This is a genomic window from Hylemonella sp. GW821-FHT12C09, from assembly GCF_058807395.1.
In genome coordinates, this window is the sequence record NZ_JBXAQQ010000004.1 from 135,001 (window position 1) to 156,521 (window position 21,521).

The window sequence follows — 21,521 nt, forward strand, 5'->3', positions numbered from 1 at the left end:
TGAGTACAGCTTGGGAGACAGAGCACCGGGTGCTAACGTCCGGACTCAAGAGGGAAACAACCCAGACCGCCAGCTAAGGTCCCTAAAATTGGCTAAGTGGGAAACGAAGTGGGAAGGCTAAAACAGTCAGGATGTTGGCTTAGAAGCAGCCATCATTTAAAGAAAGCGTAATAGCTCACTGATCGAGTCGTCCTGCGCGGAAGATGTAACGGGGCTAAGCCAGTTACCGAAGCTGCGGATTTGCACGCAAGTGCAAGTGGTAGGAGAGCGTTCTGTAAGCCTGTGAAGGTGGCTTGTAAAGGCTGCTGGAGGTATCAGAAGTGCGAATGCTGACATGAGTAGCGTTAAAGGGGGTGAAAAGCCCCCTCGCCGTAAGCGCAAGGTTTTCTACGCAACGTTCATCGGCGTAGAGTGAGTCGGCCCCTAAGGCGAGGCAGAGATGCGTAGCTGATGGGAAACAGGTCAATATTCCTGTACCGATGTGTAGTGCGATGTGGGGACGGAGAAGGTTAGCTCAGCCAACTGTTGGATATGTTGGTTCAAGCCTGTAGTCGTGCCTGGTAGGCAAATCCGCCGGGCTTAGATGAGGGGTGATAACGAGGCAGCTTGCTGCCGAAGTGAGTGATACCCTGCTTCCAGGAAAAGCCACTAAGCTTCAGCTACACACGACCGTACCGCAAACCGACACTGGTGCGCGAGATGAGTATTCTAAGGCGCTTGAGAGAACTCAGGAGAAGGAACTCGGCAAATTGACACCGTAACTTCGGAAGAAGGTGTGCCTTTAGTAGGTGAACCATTTACTTGGGGAGCCCAATGAGGTTGCAAAGAATCGGTGGCTGCGACTGTTTATTAAAAACACAGCACTCTGCAAACACGAAAGTGGACGTATAGGGTGTGACGCCTGCCCGGTGCTGGAAGATTAAATGATGGGGTGCAAGCTCTTGATTGAAGTCCCAGTAAACGGCGGCCGTAACTATAACGGTCCTAAGGTAGCGAAATTCCTTGTCGGGTAAGTTCCGACCTGCACGAATGGCGTAACGATGGCCACACTGTCTCCTCCTGAGACTCAGCGAAGTTGAAATGTTTGTGATGATGCAATCTCCCCGCGGAAAGACGGAAAGACCCCATGAACCTTTACTGTAGCTTTGTATTGGACTTTGAACAGATCTGTGTAGGATAGGTGGGAGGCTTTGAAGCGGTGCCGCTAGGTATCGTGGAGCCAACGTTGAAATACCACCCTGGTGTGTTTGAGGTTCTAACCTGGATCCCTTATCGGGATTGGGGACAGTGCATGGTAGGCAGTTTGACTGGGGCGGTCTCCTCCCAAAGCGTAACGGAGGAGTTCGAAGGTACGCTAGTTACGGTCGGACATCGTGACGATAGTGCAATGGCATAAGCGTGCTTAACTGCGAGACTGACAAGTCGAGCAGATGCGAAAGCAGGACATAGTGATCCGGTGGTTCTGTATGGAAGGGCCATCGCTCAACGGATAAAAGGTACTCTGGGGATAACAGGCTGATACCGCCCAAGAGTTCATATCGACGGCGGTGTTTGGCACCTCGATGTCGGCTCATCTCATCCTGGGGCTGTAGCCGGTCCCAAGGGTATGGCTGTTCGCCATTTAAAGAGGTACGTGAGCTGGGTTTAAAACGTCGTGAGACAGTTTGGTCCCTATCTTCCGTGGGCGCTGCAGATTTGAGGAAGCCTGCTCCTAGTACGAGAGGACCGGAGTGGACACACCTCTGGTGTACCGGTTGTCACGCCAGTGGCATTGCCGGGTAGCTATGTGTGGAAGAGATAACCGCTGAAAGCATCTAAGCGGGAAACTCGTTTCAAGATGAGATCTGCCGGGGCCTTGAGCCCCCTAAAGAGTCGTTCAAGACCAGGACGTTGATAGGTCAGGTGTGGAAGCGCAGTAATGCGTTAAGCTAACTGATACTAATTGCTCGTGCGGCTTGACCCTATAACTTTGATTGAAGCAATCAAGGAAGTTATGCCAAGTGACGCATTCAAAATAAGCTGATTGGCTCTATAAATTGGTCGTCTTGACCCAGTCAAGATGACAAAAAGTTATGCCTGATGACCATAGCGAGGTGGTCCCACTCCTTCCCATCCCGAACAGGACAGTGAAACGCCTCAGCGCCGATGATAGTGCGGGTTCCCGTGTGAAAGTAGGACATCGTCAGGCTCTTACAGCAGAAAACGCCCCGTCAACTGACGGGGCGTTTTTATTTGTGCGAACGAAGATAGCCTATTGATTCAGAAGGCCGGGCTCACCGGAGATGGCCACGGCTTGCGCTGCGCCAGATCGCAGCAGATCCTGGACCAGATCGTCTATCCATGCGTCGAAATCGGATTGGGCATAGTGACGTGCCTGCAGCAGACTGAAGTAGCTGGTCGCGCGAGCCCAGCTCATCAGGTCCTTGCGCATGATCTGCTGAACCTCCAGCAGTTTGAATTTCAGCAGGACTTTGGCGGCGTAACGCGCATGCCGCAGCGGCTCCGCAGTGAACTGGTCCAGACGCAGGCGTGCGTAGTCCAAGGCGCCCGGCACATCGTGCAGGACAGCGCCATGACCGGGGACTACCAGCCTGGGACGCAAGGAGTCTATGAGCTCAAGTGTCTGCCCAACTTCGGCAAAGGCGGAAACACCCTCAATTTCCGGGAAGACGACCCCAAAGCCATGGGCCCAAAGAGCATCGGCCGATATCAGGATCCCTAGCTCAGGCTGGAACAAGATGACCGAGTCGGGATCGTGTCCGGGGGCCGCATGGACATCCCAGTCCCGTGCACCCAGGCGGATCGACTTGCCCGGGGTGAGTATCTCGTCGTAGGTGAAACGCGGGCAGTACTGCCCTGTGGCCGCGTAGCTCAGCGCGCCCTCGTCCCATCCGCGCACGGCTGCGGCCTGGCCCGGTGGAATATGCGTCAGCAGTGCCGGATACGCCGCCTGCAAGGCGGCGTTGCCGCCGCAGTGATCGCTGTGCAGATGCGTGTTGACAAGCAGGTCTAGCGGGCGCGAGCCCAGCCTGGCCTGAACCAGTGCGACCGTCTGTGCCGCATGCGTACCGTACCCGCTATCGACCAGGGCGCATTGCTGCGGGCCCAGCAACAGGATGTTGTTGGAAGACAGCCACCCCCGCTCCAGGACAACGATGTCGGGCGGCAGGATGACGGGGCTCACTTACCGGCCCGCAACTCGCGCCGCAGGATCTTGCCGACGTTGGATTTGGGCAGTTCGTCGCGGAACTCGATGTATTTGGGATGCTTGTAGCCGGTCAGGTTTTGGGCGCAGTATTTGGCCACGTCATCCTCGCTCAGGGTCGGGTCGCTGCGCACCACGTAGACCTTGATGGCCTCACCCTGTTTCGCGTCGGGAACGCCGATGACAGCGCACTCCAGCACACCGTCGCACAGGGAGATCACATTCTCGAGTTCGCTGGGGAAAACGTTGAAGCCGCTGACCAGGATCATGTCCTTTTTGCGATCGACGATGCGCGTGTAACCCTGCTCGTCCATGATCCCGATGTCGCCCGTGCGCATGAAACCGTCCGGCGTGAAGGCCTGGGCAGTCTCGGCGGCCTGCTGGTAATAGCCGGTCATCACGTTCGGGCCCCTGATGCAGATTTCGCCCGATTCGCCAACCGCCAGCGACTTGCCGCCGTCATCCTTGATGGCGATCTCGACGCCGGGCAGCGGCAGGCCGATGGTGCCGCTGAATTTGGTGGTCGTGACGGGGTTGTTGGTGCCGATGGCGCAGGTCTCGCTCATGCCCCAGCCCTCGACCATCGCACAGCCCGTGACCTCATGCCAGTGTCGGGCCGTGCCCTCGGAGGCGGCCATGCCGCCGGCCTGAGAGATGCAGAGGTGTGAGAAATCGAGGGTGCGAAACTGCGGGTGCTGCAACAAAGCGTTGAACAGGGTGTTCACGGCCGGCAGCATGTGGAAAGGTCGTCGCTTGAGCACTTCGATGAACTTGCCGATGTCGCGCGGATTGGGAATCAGCGTCATGTGCGAACCCCAGCGGATCGCCAGGAAACACAGGGTCAGCGCGAAGATGTGGTACAGGGGCAGTGCGGCGACGCTGTTGGTCTTGCGCACATTGCCCACCTTGTCCAGCGCGGGCGTGAACCAGGCCTCGGCCTGCAGGATGGCCGCCACGATATTGCGATGGGTCAGCACGGCGCCCTTGCTCAGCCCTGTGGTGCCGCCCGTGTACTGCAGGAAAGCCACCGAATCCAGGTTGGCGGGCGAAGGCTTGAGTGTGTGGTGAGCGCCTTCCGCCAGTGCCTTGCGGAAGGCTGTCACGGTGCGACCCTCTGTCAACGGGAGTTTGAAGGGCGGGACCATCTTAGCCAGATGGCGCACGGCAAAGGTGAGCCAGCGCCCGTACCAGGGGCCCAGCAGGTCGCCGAAGGCGGTGAGCACCACATGCTTGACCGGCGTGCACTCGATGACCTCTTCCAGCGTATGGGCGAAGTTCTCCAGCACGACAATGGCGGTGGCCCCGGAATCCTTGAGCTGGTGCTCAAGCTCGCGTGCGGTGTATAGCGGGTTGACGTTCACGCAGGTATAGCCGGCACGCAGGATGGCCGCCATGGTGACAGCGAACTGCGGAACGTTGGGCAACATGATGGCCACGCGCGCGCCGGGCTCCAGGCCCAGCCGTTGCAGCCAGGCTCCCAGCGACGCCGACAGCTCGTCGAGCTGCCGATAGCTCATCCACCGTTCCATGCAAACAGAGAAGGGCTGGGTAGCGTTTTTGCGGAAGGACTCCTCCAGCAACTGGGCCAGGGAACTGTACTGTCCCGGATCAACATCGTGGGGGACGCCGGCAGGATAGCTGTGCAACCAGAATTTTTCCATCAATCACTCCATGAGCTTGCTATTGGACCGCAGCCGGGGAGACGGCGACATCGGGCTTGTCCTAGGTAGCCGGTCAAAACTGTCACGCACGCGTCAAGACGGCCGGGCCACTGGATGAAAAAGGAAAATCACCTTACATTCGTGCCATGGATGTCAACAAGGAAGTTCCCGGAACGGAACGCGACAACGATTTGCTGCGAGTGCTTCCCCCCGAGCAAAGCGCAACCGCACGGGCGCCCTGGGTCGCCGTGATCCGGCGTCTGGGGGCCCGGCACCAGGGACGCATAGCGCGCCACCTGCAGGCGCTGGACGAGCACGATCGCTACCTGCGCTTCGGTTATCTGGCCAACGATGCCCAGATCCAGGCCTATGTCGACACACTGGACTTCGAGCGTGATGCGATTTTCGGTATCTACAACCGGAGGCTCGAGCTGGTGGCCATGGCCCATCTGGCGCATTCCGTCGACAAGAGTTTCGATGCCTGTGCTGAATTCGGCGTCTCGGTGCTGCCTTCGGTGCGAGGTCACGGCTATGGCAGCAAGCTCTTTGCGCGGGCCATGCGCCATGCCCGCAACGAGGGCGTGCACCTGATGTTCATCCACGCCTTGAGCGAGAACAAGGCCATGCTCAACATTGCCCGCAAGGCGGGGGCCACGGTGGAATACGATGGCTCGGAAGCAAGTGCATACTTGCGTCTTCCGCCTTCTACATTCGAGAGCCAGGTGACGGAAATGGTCGAGGAACAGCTGGCCCAGACCGATTACCGGCTCAAGGTGCAGGCCAAGCAGTTCTGGGCATTCATCACCGGGCTGCAGGATGTCCGCCGCGGCGTGCGGGAGGCGCGTCACAAATCCGCCCCCTGAGGCCGGCAATGGGCAGTCACAGCCCTGAGATGGTGTTCCGCTATCCTATGGGGGTCCCAACAACTGCACGTCCGTGCTGCCGTCAGTGCCTGACCCTTACCCTGCGCGCACCCCTGAAAAAGAGGACAAGCGCACCTTCCTGAAGAAACTGGCCGAGTTCATCCACCCCGGACCGGACTCCACCGCCGAGCTGATCGAAACCCTGGCCGAGGCCGAGGTCAACGAGATCATCGGCGCCGAGTCCCGCTACATGCTCGAAGGTGTGCTGCGCATGGCCGAGATGACGGCGGGCGATGTCATGGTGCCGGCACCGCGCATGGACCTGGTCGACATCAACGCGCCCTTCGATGAGCTGCTGCATGTGATCATCGACACGGGGCACTCGCGTTTCCCGGTCTTTGAGGGTGAGCGAGAGAACATCATCGGCATCCTGCTGGCCAAGGACCTGCTCAAGCTCCAGCGCGCGCCGGAACTCAATATCCGCGCCCTGTTGCGCCCGGCGGTCTTCGTCCCGGAGAGCAAGGGCCTGAACGATCTGCTGCACGAATTCCGCGGCAACCGCAACCATCTGGCCATCGTGATTGACGAGTTTGGCCGCGTGGCGGGGCTCATCACCATTGAGGACGTGCTCGAACAGATCGTGGGCGAGATCGAGGACGAGTTCGACATTTCAGAGGACGAGGGCGACATCTTCGGCCTGGCCGACCAGACCTACCGCGTCAGCGGAGGGGCGTCCGTGGATCGGGTCAACGAGGCCTTTGACGTCAAGGTCACCGGCAGCGATCCGCAAGAGAGTTTCGACACCATCGGCGGTCTCATCGCCCACGAGATGGGGCATGTGCCCAAGCGCGGCGAACAACACGTGATCGCCGGGTTGAGGTTCGTAGTGCTGCACACCAAGGGCGGTGCCGTGAAGTGGTTCAAGGTCTCGTCCGTGGTGCCCGCGCAAGGCCGGGGCCCATGACTGAGCGCTGGGCGCGCGTCGGCTCCTGGATCCTGAGCAGCGGGGCCGGTCTGGCCCAGGCGCTGGCAATGGCCGCACCCTGGGACGGCCAGCCGCGCTGGTGGCTGCAACTCCTCGCGCTGGGCCTGCTGGCCTGGCAGATCGAACGCAGCACGCACTGGAAGCAGGCGGTCCTGTCCGGCTGGCTGTTTGCCACGACCTGGCTCGCGGCCACTTTCTGGTGGCTCTACATTTCCATGCATACCTATGGTGGCCTGCCGGCTGCACTGGCTGTGCTCGCCGTGCTGGCCCTGGCCGGCGCCCTGGCGCTTTATTACGCGGCGGCCTGCGCCCTGCAAGTGCGGTACGCCCCCCGCGAACGGGCCGCGCGGGCCCTGCTGTTTGCGGCGCTCTGGCTGCTGGCGGAGCTGGCGCGCGGCGTCTGGTTCACGGGTTTCGGCTGGGGCGGCAGCGGCTACGCCCATGTCGAGGGCCCCTTGGCCGGCTACGCGCCGTGGCTGGGGGTCTATGGCATCTCGGCCCTGGCGGCCTGGCTGGCCATGACGATCCCGCAGATCTGGGCCTGTGGCCACTGGCAGCGCCTGGCGGCGCTGGCGCTGCTGGCCCTGCCCTCCGTGCAGCAGATGGAGGGCGCCCCGGTGACCCGCTCCACGGGACGGCTGGGCGTGGCCCTGCTGCAAGGCAATATCCCGCAGGACGAGAAGTTCCAGCCCGGCACCGGGGTGCCGACGGCCCTGCGCTGGTACGCAGAACAACTCGAGCAACGACATGCCCCGCTGATCGTGGCCCCCGAGACGGCCTTGCCTCTGCTGCCGCAACAACTGCCCGAGGGCTACTGGGACGCGCTGCGTCGGCGTTATGCCAGTGGCGCCGAGGCGGCGCTGATCGGATTGCCGCTGGGCAGTTACCGCGAGGGCTATACCAATTCCGCCGTGGGCCTGGCGCCGGGCCAGGCGCCCTGGCGCTACGACAAGCACCACCTGGTTCCTTTTGGCGAGTTCATCCCGACCGGCTTCAAGTGGTTCACGGCCTTGATGAATATCCCCTTGGGGGACTTCAACCGCGGGGAGGTGGGCCAACCCGCTTTCGAATGGCAAGGCCAGAGGCTGGCCCCCAATATCTGCTACGAGGACCTGTTTGGCGAGGAGCTGGGCGCGCGTTTCCGTGACCTGGCCCAGGCGCCTACGGTCTTCGTGAACCTCAGCAACATCGCCTGGTTCGGCGACACGGTGGCCATCGACCAGCACCTGCACATCTCGCGCATGCGCGCGCTGGAATTCGAACGCCCCTTCGTGCGGGCCACCAACACAGGCTCCACGGCCATCATCGATCACCGCGGCCAGGTCATCACCGAGCTGCCACGCCACACCCGTGGCGTGCTGCTGGGCGAGGTGGAGGGGCGCGAGGGGCTGACACTATATGCCCGCTGGGTGGCGCACACGGGCTTGTGGCCGCTGTGGCTGGCCGGCCTGACCGGACTGCTGTGGGCCATCTGGCGCAAAAGAGCCTGATTCCCTCCGGGCTCGGGCCCGAAGCCCCGTAAAATCAAGGGCTTACGCGGAAATCCGCCTATTTCAGCGCCAGCAGCGCGCGGCACCGGCCCGCCCGGCCCGTCTCGCCTGCTTTTGCCTCAACCATGTTGACCTTCCAACAAATCATTCTGAAACTGCAGGCCTACTGGGATGCCCAGGGCTGTGCACTCCTGCAGCCCTACGACATGGAAGTCGGTGCGGGTACCTCGCACACCGCCACCTTCCTGCGCGCCATCGGCCCCGAGCCCTGGAAAGCCGCCTACGTGCAGCCCAGCCGCCGCCCCAAGGACGGCCGCTACGGCGAAAACCCCAACCGCCTGCAGCACTACTACCAGTACCAGGTGGTGCTCAAGCCGGCGCCGAGCAACATCCTGGAGCTCTACCTGGGCTCGCTCGAAGCGCTGGGCTTCGACCTGAAGAAGAACGACATCCGTTTTGTGGAAGATGACTGGGAGAACCCCACGCTGGGCGCCTGGGGTCTGGGCTGGGAAGTCTGGCTCAACGGCATGGAGGTGACGCAGTTCACCTACTTCCAGCAGGTCGGCGGCATCGACTGCAGGCCCATCACGGGCGAAATCACCTACGGCCTGGAGCGCCTGGCCATGTACCTGCAGGGGGTGGACAACGTCTACAACCTCAAGTGGACCGAAACCCTGAGTTATGGCGACGTCTACCTGCAGAACGAAAAAGAGCAGTCCGCCTACAACTTCGAGCACAGCGACGCCGACTTCCTCTTCACCGCTTTCACGGCGCATGAGAAACAGGCCAAGCACCTGATGGAGCAGCAGCTTGCGCTGCCGGCCTATGAGCAGGTGCTCAAGTGCGCGCACAGCTTCAACCTGCTGGACGCACGCGGCGCCATTTCCGTGACCGAGCGCGCCGCCTACATCGGCCGCATCCGCAACCTGGCGCGCGCCGTGGCGCAGAGTTATTACGAGAGCCGTGAACGACTGGGTTTTCCCATGGCGCCGCGGGCCTGGGTCGAGCAAATGACGAAGAAGGCAGCCTGACACCATGACGACCCAAAACCTTCTCGTTGAACTGTTTGTCGAAGAGCTGCCGCCCAAGGCGCTCAAGAAGCTCGGCGACAGTTTCGCCACCACCCTGGCTGAGCAGCTGCGTGCCATGGGGCTGGTCACGGCCGAATCTGTCGTGACGGCCTATGCTTCGCCGCGCCGCCTGGCCGCGCACATCTCGCAAGTCCTGCTGAAGGCAGCCGACAAGGCCGTGCAGCAAAAGCTCATGCCCGTGGCCGTGGGCCTGGACCCGGCCGGCAATCCCACGCAGGCGCTGATCAAGAAGCTCTCGGCCCTGGGCGCCGATGTGTCCGACCCGGCCCAGGCGGTCGCCGCGCTCAAGCGCGCGCCCGACGGCAAGGCCGAGGCCCTGTACTACGACAGCCTGGTCACCGGCGCCACGCTGGACAGCGGCCTGCAGAAGGCGCTGGACGAGGCGCTGGCCAAGCTGCCCATCCCCAAGGTCATGAGCTACCAGCTCGAGACCGATTGCGAACTGCCGGGCTGGAGCAGCGTGCATTTCGTGCGCCCGGCGCACGGCCTGGTGGCCCTGCACGGCAGCACCGTGGTGCCCGTCAAGGCGCTGGGCCTGAAGGCCGGCAACAGCACGCGCGGCCACCGCTTCGAAGCGAAGAAGGAGGTCGTGGTGCTCAAGGATGCCGACAGCTACGCTGCTGCGTTGCTGGACGATGGCGCGGTGATCGCGTCCTTCGCCGAGCGCCGCGCCGAGATCGTGCGCCAGCTGACGGCGGCCGCGGCCAAGGTCGGCGGCGGCGTGCGCGCCATCGAGGACGAGGCCCTGCTGGACGAGGTGACCGCCCTGGTCGAGCGCCCCAATGTTCTGGTCTGCGCATTCGAAAAGGAATTCCTGGCCGTGCCGCAGGAGTGTCTGATCCTCACGATGAAGGCCAACCAGAAGTATTTCCCGCTGCTCGACGCCGCCGGCAAGCTGACGAACAAGTTCCTCGTGGTCAGCAACATCAGCCCGGCCGACGCCAGCGCGGTGGTCGGTGGCAACGAGCGCGTGGTACGTCCGCGCCTGGCCGATGCCAAGTTCTTCTTCGACCAGGACCGCAAGAAGACGCTGGCCTCGCGCGTCGAGGGCCTGGGCAAGGTGGTGTATCACAACAAGCTGGGCACCCAGGGTGAGCGCATGGAGCGCGTGCGCGCGATTGCGAAGGCGGTCGCGCAACAGCTGGGGGATGCCGAGCTGGTGGCGGCGACCGACGCGGCCGCACGCCTGGCCAAGACCGATCTGCTGACCGATATGGTGGGCGAATTCCCCGAGTTGCAAGGCATCATGGGCGGCTACTACGCGCGCCACGACGGCTTGGGCGAGGAGATCGCCAACGCCATCGAGGATCACTACAAACCGCGCTTCGCTGGCGACGAGCTGCCGCGCAACACCGCAGGCGTGGTCGTTGCGTTGGCGGACAAACTCGAAACTCTTGTCGGTATGTTCGGCATCGGCAATCTCCCGACCGGAGATAAAGATCCGTTCGCGTTGCGCCGTCATGCTCTGGGTGTGATCCGCATGCTTGTCGAGCGTAATTTGTCGCTCGAAGTTGGAGACCTTGTCGATAAGGCTTCGGCCGCATTCGAGGGAGTCGCAAAGATGCGCACGCAGAATGAGGCAGTGAAAGAGGCGGCTGGCAACTTTGAGTTCGGGCTTGGATTCGAAGGAAAGGGTAATGATCCTCTATCCAATTTCATCTATGACCGCCTTGCCGGCAGCCTGCGCGAGCAGGGCTACAGTGCCCAGGAAGTCGACGCCGTGCTGGCCCTGCGCCCGCAGCGCCTGGGTGATGTGGCCCAGCGCCTGGCCGCCGTGCGCGCCTTCGCCGCCCTGCCCGAGGCCGACGCCCTGGCCGCTGCCAACAAGCGGATCAGCAACATCCTGAAAAAAGCCCAGGAGGTTGATGCGCATGTCAGCGAGGTTCTGCTCAAGGAAGAGGCCGAGAAGCAGCTGTACGCCGCACTGAAGGACGTGGTGCCGCAGGCGAACCGGCAGTTCGACGCCGGCGACTACACCGCCTCGCTGAAAACGCTGGCCGCCCTGCGCGCGCCGGTGGATGCCTTCTTCGACGGCGTGATGGTGAACGCCGAAGAGATGGACCTGCGCCTGAACCGCCAGGGCCTGCTCAAGAGCCTGCACGATGCCATGAACCGCGTGGCCGACCTGTCCCGATTGGCCGCCTGATACATGCACACCATGAAGCTGGTCATCCTCGACCGTGACGGCACCATCAACGAGGACAGTTCGGAGTTCATCAAGTCCGAAGCCGAGTGGAAGCCGCTGCCCGGCGCGCTGGAGGCGATCGCCAGGCTGAACCACGCGGGTTGGCACGTGGTGGTGGCCTCCAACCAGTCGGGGCTGGGCCGCGGCCTGTTCGACGTGGCCGCGCTCAACGTCATGCATGCCAAGATGCACAAGCTGCTGGCGCTGGCCGGCGGGCGTGTCGAGGCCGTCTTCTACTGCCCGCACGCACCCGATCAGACCTGCCGTTGCCGCAAGCCGTTGCCGGGGCTGTTCGAGCAGATTGGCGAACGGTACGGCGTCTCGCTCAGGGGCGTGCCCACCGTGGGGGATTCGGCGCGTGACCTCGTCGCCGGTGCCGCCGCGGGCTGCGAACCGCATCTGGTGCTGACCGGCAAGGGCGAAGCCCTGCGCGGCCAGCCCCTGCCTGACAATTTCCCGGCCGGCACGCGTGTGCATGAGAACCTGCTGGCTTTTGCCGACTACCTGGTGGCGCGCGATACCGTGCGGGACAACGCCTGAGGACAGACACCATGGCATTGCTTCGTTCCCTGCTGCATCTCCTGTGGATGGTGGTCACCGTGATCCCCTGGGGCCTCATCATGGTGGTGGCCTCGATCCGCGTGCGCGGCAATCCGCTGTACTGGATGGCGGCACGCTGGCTGGGATGGGCCATCGATGGCGCCCGCGTCATTCTCGGCATCCGCGTGCGCGTCAGTGGCATGGAGAACCTGCCGGTGGGCGAGACCAGCCCGGCCATCCTGCTGGTCAAGCACCAGTCCACGCTGGAGACCTTTCTCATGCCCACGCTGATGCCGCATCCGCTGGCCTACGTGTTCAAGAAGGAGCTGCTGTACGTGCCCTTCTTCGGCTGGGCCATGGGCCGGCTGGACATGATCCACATCGACCGCTCGCAGGGCTCGCTGGCTTTTTCCAAGGTGGTGGCACAGGGCAAGGAACTGCTGGCGCGCGGTGTCTGGATCATCATGTTCCCCGAGGGCACGCGCATCCCGCGCGGCCAGGCCGGCACCTACAAGACGGGCGGCACGCGCCTGGCCGTGGCGACGGGTGCGCCGGTGATTCCGGTGGCCGTGAGTTCTGCCAAGTGCTGGCCGCGCAAGGCCTTCATCAAGCGACCGGGCCTGGTGGACGTGTCCATCGGCCAGCCCATCCCCAGCGCGGGTCGTGAGCCGGCCGAGCTGATGCGCGAGGTCGAGGCCTGGATCGAGGCCGAGATGCGCCGGCTCGACCCCGAAGCCTACAAGTGATCCTTCACTAAGATCAGGGCATGCGCAGCTTCTTCCTCCAGCTCGCCCTCGACCTCTTCGATGCAGCGCCCGTGCAGGCGCCGCCGACGCTGACTCCGGCGCCGCAGCCGACACCCCCTGCATTGCACGGCCCGCACCAGCCGGCCCAGGCCATCGACAGCGTGATGGCCCCGGCCCAGTTCAGCCATCCGCGCGCCAACCGCCAGACGCGTCTGTGCGACGCCCATGTGGCCTACGAGTTCAAGCGCGGCAAGCGCCGCACCATCGGCATGCAGGTCGGTCCGGACGGGCTGGTGGTCAGCGCACCGCGCTGGGTGCCGCTGTACGAGGTGGAGGCCGCCTTGCAGGAAAAGGCCAGCTGGATCGTGCGCAAGCTCGGCGAGATGCGCGAGCGCCAGCAGCGCCTCGATTCGACCCACATCGAGTGGCGCGACGGCAGCAGTTTCCCCTTCCTGGGCGAGGCGGTCATCGTGGTGCTCGACCCGACCCATGCCTACAGCACGGTGGGCGGCAGCCTCAAGGCCGATGACGTGGAGGTGGTGCTGCATACCGATGCCCAGGCGCCCAACCTCACGCTGGACGGCGTGCCACGCCTGACCCTGCACATCGGCCTGCCGCAGCACGCCAGCACCCAGCAGATCCGCGACACGGTTCAGGCCTGGTTGATGCGCCAGGCCCACCGCGTTTTCACCGAGCGTCTGCATCACTACGCGCCGCAACTGGGCGTGCAGTGGCGCAAGCTCTCGCTCAGCAGCGCGGGCACGCGCTGGGGCAGCGCCAGCAGCGACGGCGCCATCCGGCTGAACTGGCGGCTGATCCACTTCCGCCAGAACGTGATCGACTACGTGGTCGCGCACGAACTCAGCCACCTGCGCGTGATGGACCACAGCCCGCGTTTCTGGGACACGGTGCGCTCGGTCGTTCCGGATTACCAGAGCCTGCGCGGCGAACTGCGCGACGAGGCCCTGCCGCGCTGGCACTGAAATGGCGACGGCATTCAGCGCCGACACCCTGACCAGCCTGGCGCTGGCCCTGGGGCTGGGCTTGGTGATCGGCATCGAACGCGAGCGCAGCAAGGGCCGTGGTCCCACGCGCCGCTTTGCCGGCATCCGTACCTTTGCCCTGGCCTCGCTGACCGGTGCCGGGGCACAGGTGCTGGGCCAGGCCTGGCTGACGGCCGTGGCCGGTGCCCTGGTGGCGGGGCTGGCGCTGGTCTCGCATTTCAAGGACCGCTCGCGCGATCCGGGGGTCACCACCGAGATCGCGCTCTTCCTCACGTTTCTGCTGGGCCTGCTCAGCGTGCCTGAGCCGGTGCTGGCCTCGGCGCTGGGCGTGACCGTGGCCGTGCTGCTGGTGGCGCGTGTGCCGCTGCAGCGTTTCTCGACGCAGCTGCTCGGTGAACAGGAGCTGCGCGATGCCCTGCTGCTGGCGGCCTCGGCCCTGGTGGTCCTGCCGCTGGCGCCCGACCGGGCCCTGCCCTGGCTGGGGGGCATCAACCTGCGCGTGGTCTGGCAGCTGGTCGTGCTCATCATGGCGGTGCAGGCACTGGGTCACGTGGCCTTGCGCCTGTTCGGCAGCCGGCTCGGTCTGCCGCTGTCGGGGCTGGTGGCGGGTTTCGTCTCCAGCACCGCCACCATCGCCACCATGGGCGCACGTGTCGCCCGTCATCCGGAATTGCGCATGGCCTGCGTGGCGGGTGCCTGGTTCTCCACGGTCTCCACGACCTTGCAGGTGATGCTGATCGCCGGGCTACTCTATCCGGCGGGTCTGCACCTCGTCGCGCCGGCCATGGGCAGCGCCCTGCTGATGGCGCTGCTGCTCGGGCTGGCCGCCTATCGGCGCAGCCCGGTGCCGCCGGACGAGGCGCCGGCGCAGGGGCGGGCCTTCAGCCTGCGCCAGTCCATCCTGCTGGCCCTGCTGTTCACCGGCATAGCGGCCGTCGTGGCCTGGCTGCAGCAGGGCATGGGGACGCTGGCCACCCTGGCCGCCACGGCGCTGGCGGGTTTTGCCGACGCGCATTCATCGGCCGCGGCGGTCATGGGCCTGGCGGCACGCGATGAGATCGAGCCGTTCACCATGCTCACCGCCGTGCTGCTGGCCTTCAGCACCAACAACGCGAGCAAGATCGTGTCTGCCTATGTGACCGGAGGGGCACGTTACGGCAGCATCGTGGGCGCCGGGCTGATGCTGGTGGCGCTGGCCGCGTGGGCCTGCTGGGGCTGGTTGCGCCTGTCGTTCTGAAAACAGAACAGCCCGCCGGCATCACATGCGGGCGGGCTGCACAGGGTGCGGCAGGGCCGGATTACTTCTTGGCGTCAGCCTTCTTCTCGGCTTTCTTGGCGGCGACGGCGGCCTTCTTGGCCTCGGCTTTTTTCTCGCCCTTGGCTTCGGTCTTCATGGCCGGCTTGGCCGCAGCAGCGGGGGTGGCCGGCGTTGCGGGCGTGGCAGGAGCGGCGGGTGCAGCAGCCTGGGCAAAGACGTTGGCTGCGAACAGGCCGGCGATCAGGGTGGCGAGGATCTTGCTCATTTCATTTGCCTTTCAAGGTTGATGTTGTGACCCCGTTGGATACGGAGACACTGACACAACGGCAGGCCTGCAGGCCCAGTTGACCTCGCATGTGTATCGAGACGTATCCGTGTGCCGACCCGGGCCGCTCAGGCCGCACCGGTCTTGAACAGGGCCGCCACCACATCGGACTGCGTGATCATCCCGACCACGCGCAACTGCTCATCCACCACCGGCATGTGGTGCAGTCCGCCGTCGGAGAACAGGCCCACCAGATCCACCATGAGCTGTTCCGGGCGGGCCACGCGCACCTTGCGCGTCATGATGTCGGCCACGTAGCGCGCCGTGCTCATCACGGGCATCTTGCGCGGGTCCGGCGCGCCGTGGCCGACAAAGAAGTCGTGCAGCGAGACGATGCCGGCCAGCGTGCCGTCGTCGCGGACCACGGGCAGCGCCTTGACCTTGTGCCGCGCCAGCCGGGCCCAGGCCTCGTCGACCGAGTCGCGCGGGCCGACATGGACCACGTCGCGCGACATGATGTCGCGACAGAGCACGTCGCCCCATTTGCGGCGGCTGGCGTGCAGCTGCGCGCGCGTGAGGATTTCTTCCAGGTCATCGGGGCTGATGTCGAGCAGCTCACCCTGGCTGGCCAGGGCGGCATCCAGATCCTGCTTGCTCAGGCCCAGGCGCGCGCTCGGCTGCAGGTCCGCCGTGCGGTGCGGGTGGGGCTGGGGCGCAGGCTGGTGCGGGTAACGCCGCTGCATCAGGTTGTTGAAGAGCAGCGCCAGCGCGAGCAGAAGCGTGGAGTTCGCAGCGACGGGCCACAGCGCATAACCATAGCCGAGCTGGGCGATGGCCGGCCCGCCCAGCACGGCCGTCAGGGCCACCGCCCCACCGGGCGGGTGCAGGCAGCGCAAGGCGAACATGGCCGCGATTGCCAGCGCGCCAGCGGCACCCGCTGCCAGGCCGTCGTGGCCCAGGGTGTGCGCGCAGAGAACGCCGATCAGCGCCGACACCAGGTTGCCGCCGATGATGGACCAGGGCTGGGCCAGCGGGCTGGCCGGTACCGCAAAGAGCAGCACGGCGGAAGCGCCCATGGGGGCGATGAACCAGGGGTTGAGCTCGCCCAGGGACTGGTGGCTCAGCCATTCAGTGCCCAGCAGGCCGAGGCCGGCGCCCAGGCAGCCCAGCCAGATCTCACGCCGGCTGACCGAGAGCGGCGCAGGCCAGAAACTGCGCAGCCAGGGAAGAAGGGGATGCACGCGAGCCGCTCCTGTAAGCACCAAGGTGGGGCATTGTAGGAGGGCCCGGTTTCAGTGAGTGGAATGAGGCCGGTGGAAACGGTAGACGCCTTCGGCGTCGCGGCTGCGCTGCAACTTGCCCTCGAACCACAGGGCATGCAGATGGGCCACGGCCTCGCCCATGGCAAAGGTGGTCTGGTGCAGGTCGAGCTTGCGCTTGAAGAGGATGGGCAGCACGTCGGCGGCGCTGCAGGGCTTGAGCGCGCAGGCTTCCATCACCTCGGCCAGGCGGTCGCGGTGGTGTTCGTGCAATTGTTCGATGCGCCGGTGCAGGCCGGTGAAGGGCTTGCCGTGCGAGGGCAGGGTCAGCGTGTCGGTCGGCAGGTCCTTGAACTTGTCGATCGATTGCAGGAAGAGCTTCAAGGCATCGGCCTCGGGCTCCATGTCGAAGACGCTGACATTGGTGGAGATGCGCGGCAGCATCATGTCGCCGCCGATCAGCAGATTCAGGTCGGCGCAATAGAGCGCAATGTGTTCGGGCGCATGGCCGTGGCCGCTGATGCAGCGCCAGCCACGACCGCCGATGTCCACCACGTCGCCTTCCATCAGACGGCGGAACTGGCGCGGCACGGCCGGTACCAGGGTGGGGTAATAACTGGCGCGCTCGCGGATCTTTTCCATGGAGAGTGGGTCGCGCAGGCCGTGAGACGAGAAGAACAGCGCCGAACTGTCGCCGCCGAAGCCGTTGCTGCCGGAGGAGCCGATGCGCGCCAGGTTGTAGTCGGTGGCGCTCATCCACAGGCGGCAGGGAAACTCGGGGGTGCTCCAGCGCGCGCACAACCAGTCGGCCAGGCCGATGTGGTCCGGGTGCATGTGCGTGACGATGACACGCAGCAGGGGCAGGCCCTCGAAGGTGCTGGCAAAGATCTGCTCCCATTGGGCCTTGGCCTCGTCGCGGCTGATGCAGCAGTCCACCACCGTCCAGCCTTCGCGGCCGTCGAGCCGGTCGCGCAGCAGCCAGAGGTTGATGTGGTCCAGCGCAAAGGGCAGGGCCATGCGGACCCAGCGCACGCCGGGGGCCACTTCCATGGTCTGGCCGGTTTCGGGCAGGGTGTCCCCCAGGGGGTAGTGGAGCTGGCGTTCGAGTTCGTTCATGTTCTGTGACAGAATTGACGTTTACGTAAACGTCAAGTGACGGGCCCTCATTCTAGGAGGCGTCACTGGCGCGGCGCTGTCGCCTTTGTTGAACCCACTGTAACGCAGACCCATCCATGGCAACGACCTACAGCATCAGCGATCTGGCCCGGGAATTCGACCTGACCACGCGCGCCATGCGCTTCTACGAGGACATGGGCCTGCTGCAGCCCGAGCGCAGCGGACCGGGCGGCCGCATCCGCGTCTACAGCGGGCGCGACCGCACGCGCCTCAAGCTCACGCTGCGCGCCAAGCGCCTGGGCCTGAGCCTGACCGAGGCCAAGGAAATCATCGACATGTACGACAGCCCGCGGGATACCGGGCTGCAGCTCAAGAAGTTTCTCGATGTGCTGGCCGCGCACCGCACCCAGGTCGAGGAGCAGATGGCCGACCTGCAGGCCAACCTGGACGAGATCAAGGCGCACCAGCGCGAGGCCCGCGCCCTGCTGGCCAAGCTCGACAAGAAGAACGGCAAGTAAGGCCGTTTGAACCACCACGGAGATTTTTCATGAACCTGCCCGGACTCAACTTCCAGCTTGGCGAAGACATCGACGCGCTGCGCGATGCGGTGCGTGAATTCGCACAAAGCGAAATCGCCCCGCGCGCTGTCGAGATCGACCGCAACGATCAATTCCCCATGGACCTGTGGCGCAAGATGGGCGACCTGGGTGTGCTGGGCATCACCGTGGGCGAGGAGTACGGCGGCGCCAACATGGGTTACCTGGCCCACATGATCGCCATGGAGGAGATCAGCCGCGCCAGTGCGTCGGTGGGCCTCAGCTACGGCGCGCACAGCAACCTCTGCGTGAACCAGATCAAGCGCAACGGCAACGAGGCGCAGCGCAGGAAATACCTGCCCAAGCTGATCAGTGGCGAACACGTGGGCGCGCTGGCCATGAGCGAGCCCGGCGCTGGCAGCGACGTGCTCAGCATGAAACTCAAGGCCGAGGACAAGGGCGCTTATTACCTGCTCAACGGCAGCAAGTTCTGGATCACCAACGGCCCCGATGCCGACACCCTGGTGGTCTACGCCAAGACCGAGCCCGAGCTCGGCGCGCGCGGCGTCACGGCCTTCCTGATCGAGAAGGGCATGAAGGGGTTCTCGATCGCGCAGAAGCTCGACAAGCTGGGCATGCGCGGCAGCCACACCGGCGAGCTGGTGTTCCACAACGTCGAAGTGCCGGCCGAGAACGTGCTGGGCACGCTCAATGGCGGCGCCAAGGTGCTCATGAGCGGGCTGGACTACGAGCGCGCCGTGCTCACCGGCGGGCCGCTGGGCATCATGCAGGCGGTGATGGACAACGTCATCCCCTACATCCACGACCGCAAGCAGTTCGGCCAGAGCATCGGAGAATTCCAGCTGATCCAGGGCAAGGTGGCCGACATGTACACCGTGCTGCAGGCCGGCCGCTCCTTCGCCTACACCGTGGCCAAGAACCTGGACCTGCTGGGCGCCGAGCACGTGCGCCAGGTGCGCAAGGACTGCGCCTCGGTCATCCTGTGGACGGCCGAGAAGGCCACCTGGATGGCCGGCGAGGGCGTGCAGATCTTTGGCGGCAACGGCTACATCAACGAATACCCGCTGGGCCGCCTGTGGCGCGATGCCAAGCTGTATGAGATCGGCGCCGGTACCAGCGAGATCCGCCGCATGCTGATCGGCCGCGAACTCTTTGCCGAGACCATGTGAGCCCGCCGGGTGTCATGGGCCTGAAACCGGCAGGCGGCACAATACCTCCCTGAGATGAAAGGGAAGTCTGACGTGAAGTTCTCGCTGCGCACCTTCGGCCACCACTTGCTGGGTGCCCTGGCTTCGGCCACACTGCAGGCTTGGGTCATGGTGCTGTGTGTGGCCTTCACGCTGACCCTGCTGCGCATGGGCCAGATCGCCTGGCACTGGCCCGAAGGCCTGGAGGCGCCGCTCTCCGATGTCTGGGCCGTGGTCTACCAGGGCGCGCGTTTCGACCTCAAGGTCTGCGCTGCCGCGGCCATCCTGATGTGGCCGCTGCTCATTGTCGTGCCGGCGCGCTGGCATGGCTGGCTGGCGGGCACGGTGGCGTTCCTGTTCGTGACGGCCAGCCTGATCAACCTGCACTACTTCGGCTTCTACAAGACGCCCATCGACCCCGTGGTGTTCGGTTTCTTCGAAGACGACACCAAGGCCATCCTCCAGACCATCTGGAGCGACTTCCCGGTGTTCCTGACGCTGGCGGTGCTGGTAGGTGCCAGCTGGGGTGCCATCGCGGCGCGCAAGATCGCCTACGGGCGACTCAGCCTGGGGCTCAACCGCGGGGTGAGCGAGCGGCGCATCCCGGTCTGGCTCACGTTGCTGGGGGTGCTGCTGGCCTTCCTGCTGCTGGTGCTGACGACCAAGGGCACGCTGCGCGCCATGGCCCTGGGGCGGCAGAACGTCTCGGTCACCACCTCGCAGTTCCTCAACGACATGGTGCCCAATGGCGTCATCGCGCTCAAGTTTGCCTGGGACGCGCGGCGCGATTCACAAAACCTCAACGACCCCCTGCTGGGCCTCAAGCGCCTGGGCTTCGGCTCGCCCATGGAGGCCGCGCAGGTGCTGGGCATCGAGGCCAGGGACGAGCAGGCCTTGCGCGCCTCGCTCATGGCGCAGGGCGGGGCGCCGGCACCGGGGCCGCGCAAGAACCTGCTGTTTTTCCTGATGGAGTCCTGGAGCGCCGAGCCTTTCCTCTACCAGGATGCCAAGGACTTCGATGTGCTGGGCCGGCTGGCGCCCACCCTGCCCGGTGCCTGCCACTTCTCCAACTTCGACTCGGCCCAGCCCGGCACCCACCCTTCGCTGGAAGCCATCCTCTTCTCCACGCCCATCACGCCGCTCACGCTGGGGCCGCAGGGCAAGACGCCGATCCCCTGGTCGGTCCCGCTGCTGCTCAGGCAGGCGGGCTACCGCACCCTGTTCGTGACCTCGGCGCGCGCCGGCTGGCGCGAGCTGGACCGCGTGCTCAAGACCCAGGGTTTCGACGAGGTGATCGACGCCAGCCACCTGAAGGCGGCCTACCCCGAGGCGGACCTGGGCATCTGGGGCGTGTGGGACAGCTACGTGTTCCGTTACCTGTCGCAGCGCCTGAAGAAGCCGCAGGACCAGCCGCTTTTCGTCTTCGTGCTGACGGCCACCAATCATCCGCCCTACGACCTGCCACCCGAGTACCAGCGCGTCAAGCGCAAGGAAGCCAAGTGGGGGGGTGAGCGCAGTGCCGACACGCTGTGGCTCAACATCGATTCCTACCACTACGCCACCGACCAGCTCGGCGGCCTGGTGCAGGAGGTGCGCAATGGTCCCCTGCGTCACAACACCGTGATCGCCGCCACCGGCGACCACAATGTGCGCAGTTTCGGCCTGTATGCCACGCCGGAGCGGCGCCATCTGCTCAGCCAGGTGCCCTTCATGATCTGGGATGAGGGGCTGGCCTGCGGGCCGCAACGCCTGCTGCCGGCCAGCCACCGCGACATGTTCCCCACGCTGCTGCCCCTGCTGGGCGTGAACAGCGGCTACGTGCAGACCGGGCGCAATCTGCTGCTCGATCCGGCGCAGCAGTCCAAGCCGGCGCTCAATGCACCGCTGAGCGTGAACTACTACGGCACGGCGCGCAATGCCCGCGGCAGCTGGACGCTGGGCAACCCCGCCAGCTTTGTCTGTTCGCCGGTCGATCCCAGGAACGCCGCCAGCTGCCAGTTCGACGCGCAGCAGGACGCGCTGGCGCGTGCCCAGCTCGGCCTGCTGGACTGGAACGTGCGTGTGGCCCTGCGCCGCTGAAAAACAAGGCTCCTGTAGGAAAATCAAGCC

17 protein-coding genes and 2 rRNA genes (1 of these 19 running past the window's edge) are annotated in these 21,521 nt (G+C 64.6%); 14 read left to right on the forward strand and 5 right to left on the reverse strand.

Going from position 1 to position 21,521, the window contains the following annotated elements; translation table 11 throughout:
- Together AC1RRP_RS08605 and rrf are read left to right on the forward strand one after the other, a co-directional pair.
- Nucleotides 1–1,963, forward strand: a 23S ribosomal RNA gene (locus AC1RRP_RS08605); it begins 914 nt to the left of the window's first position.
- 112 nt (nt 1,964–2,075) lie between these two features.
- Nucleotides 2,076–2,188 (forward strand): 5S ribosomal RNA (gene rrf / locus AC1RRP_RS08610).
- A 63-nt stretch (nt 2,189–2,251) separates the two neighbouring features.
- Here the strand turns inward: rrf and AC1RRP_RS08615 are convergent.
- Together AC1RRP_RS08615 and AC1RRP_RS08620 are read right to left on the reverse strand one after the other, a co-directional pair.
- A complete protein-coding gene (locus tag AC1RRP_RS08615; protein ID WP_493035148.1) occupies nt 2,252–3,184 on the reverse strand; it encodes an MBL fold metallo-hydrolase in 933 nt (310 codons plus the stop codon).
- On the reverse strand, nt 3,181–4,866 hold the full coding sequence (locus tag AC1RRP_RS08620; protein WP_493035150.1) for an AMP-binding protein: 1,686 nt from the start codon (nt 4,864–4,866) through the stop codon (nt 3,181–3,183). The genes AC1RRP_RS08615 and AC1RRP_RS08620 overlap by 4 nt, the downstream gene beginning before the upstream one ends.
- Before the next feature lie 146 nt (nt 4,867–5,012).
- Here AC1RRP_RS08620 and AC1RRP_RS08625 point away from each other — a divergent pair, with 146 nt between their 5' ends.
- From AC1RRP_RS08625 to AC1RRP_RS08665, 9 genes are all read left to right on the forward strand, one after another.
- Complete coding sequence (locus AC1RRP_RS08625) at nt 5,013–5,729, forward strand: GNAT family N-acetyltransferase (protein WP_493035152.1); 717 nt, start codon at nt 5,013–5,015, stop codon at nt 5,727–5,729.
- Nucleotides 5,730–5,814: 85 nt separating this feature from the next.
- Nucleotides 5,815–6,693, forward strand: coding sequence for a CorC family transporter (locus AC1RRP_RS08630; RefSeq protein ID WP_493035154.1), 879 nt, complete (start codon nt 5,815–5,817; stop codon nt 6,691–6,693).
- A complete protein-coding gene (gene lnt / locus AC1RRP_RS08635; RefSeq protein WP_493035156.1) occupies nt 6,690–8,204 on the forward strand; it encodes an apolipoprotein N-acyltransferase in 1,515 nt (504 codons plus the stop codon). The genes AC1RRP_RS08630 and lnt overlap by 4 nt, the downstream gene beginning before the upstream one ends.
- Nucleotides 8,205–8,329: 125 nt before the next feature.
- Complete coding sequence (gene glyQ / locus AC1RRP_RS08640) at nt 8,330–9,235, forward strand: glycine--tRNA ligase subunit alpha (RefSeq protein ID WP_493035158.1); 906 nt, start codon at nt 8,330–8,332, stop codon at nt 9,233–9,235.
- A gap of 4 nt (nt 9,236–9,239) precedes the next feature.
- On the forward strand, nt 9,240–11,441 hold the full coding sequence (glyS, locus tag AC1RRP_RS08645; protein WP_493035160.1) for a glycine--tRNA ligase subunit beta: 2,202 nt from the start codon (nt 9,240–9,242) through the stop codon (nt 11,439–11,441).
- A gap of 12 nt (nt 11,442–11,453) precedes the next feature.
- Entirely contained in the window at nt 11,454–12,020 is a 567-nt protein-coding gene (gene gmhB / locus AC1RRP_RS08650; RefSeq protein ID WP_493035163.1) for a D-glycero-beta-D-manno-heptose 1,7-bisphosphate 7-phosphatase, read from the forward strand.
- 11 nt (nt 12,021–12,031) lie between these two features.
- A complete protein-coding gene (locus AC1RRP_RS08655) occupies nt 12,032–12,766 on the forward strand; it encodes a lysophospholipid acyltransferase family protein (protein ID WP_493035165.1) in 735 nt (244 codons plus the stop codon).
- 20 nt (nt 12,767–12,786) lie between these two features.
- Nucleotides 12,787–13,749 (forward strand): M48 family metallopeptidase, encoded by a 963-nt coding sequence (locus tag AC1RRP_RS08660; protein ID WP_493035167.1) that lies wholly within the window; start codon nt 12,787–12,789, stop codon nt 13,747–13,749.
- A gap of 1 nt (nt 13,750) precedes the next feature.
- Nucleotides 13,751–15,007: an MgtC/SapB family protein gene (locus AC1RRP_RS08665; RefSeq protein WP_493035169.1), complete on the forward strand. Its 1,257-nt coding sequence runs from the start codon at nt 13,751–13,753 to the stop codon at nt 15,005–15,007.
- 61 nt (nt 15,008–15,068) lie between these two features.
- On the opposite strand, the gene AC1RRP_RS08670 is transcribed toward AC1RRP_RS08665, so the two are convergent.
- The 3 genes from AC1RRP_RS08670 to AC1RRP_RS08680 form a co-directional block, all read right to left on the reverse strand.
- Nucleotides 15,069–15,293, reverse strand: coding sequence for a hypothetical protein (locus AC1RRP_RS08670; RefSeq protein ID WP_493035171.1), 225 nt, complete (start codon nt 15,291–15,293; stop codon nt 15,069–15,071).
- Nucleotides 15,294–15,421: 128 nt separating this feature from the next.
- On the reverse strand, nt 15,422–16,534 hold the full coding sequence (locus tag AC1RRP_RS08675) for an HPP family protein (protein WP_493035173.1): 1,113 nt from the start codon (nt 16,532–16,534) through the stop codon (nt 15,422–15,424).
- A gap of 51 nt (nt 16,535–16,585) precedes the next feature.
- The gene (locus tag AC1RRP_RS08680) at nt 16,586–17,668 is read right to left on the reverse strand and encodes an MBL fold metallo-hydrolase (RefSeq protein ID WP_493035176.1); all 1,083 of its coding nucleotides are present in this window, start codon (nt 17,666–17,668) and stop codon (nt 16,586–16,588) included.
- 116 nt (nt 17,669–17,784) lie between these two features.
- Between AC1RRP_RS08680 and AC1RRP_RS08685 the strand changes: the two genes are divergently transcribed.
- From AC1RRP_RS08685 to AC1RRP_RS08695, 3 genes are read left to right on the forward strand one after another with little or no spacing between them, the layout of a single operon-like run.
- Nucleotides 17,785–18,186 (forward strand): MerR family transcriptional regulator, encoded by a 402-nt coding sequence (locus tag AC1RRP_RS08685; RefSeq protein WP_493035178.1) that lies wholly within the window; start codon nt 17,785–17,787, stop codon nt 18,184–18,186.
- Between the two features lie 29 nt (nt 18,187–18,215).
- The gene (locus AC1RRP_RS08690) at nt 18,216–19,394 is read left to right on the forward strand and encodes an isovaleryl-CoA dehydrogenase (RefSeq protein WP_493035181.1); all 1,179 of its coding nucleotides are present in this window, start codon (nt 18,216–18,218) and stop codon (nt 19,392–19,394) included.
- Between the two features lie 54 nt (nt 19,395–19,448).
- Nucleotides 19,449–21,491, forward strand: coding sequence for an LTA synthase family protein (locus tag AC1RRP_RS08695; RefSeq protein WP_493035183.1), 2,043 nt, complete (start codon nt 19,449–19,451; stop codon nt 21,489–21,491).
- Nucleotides 21,492–21,521 lie beyond the last annotated feature (30 nt).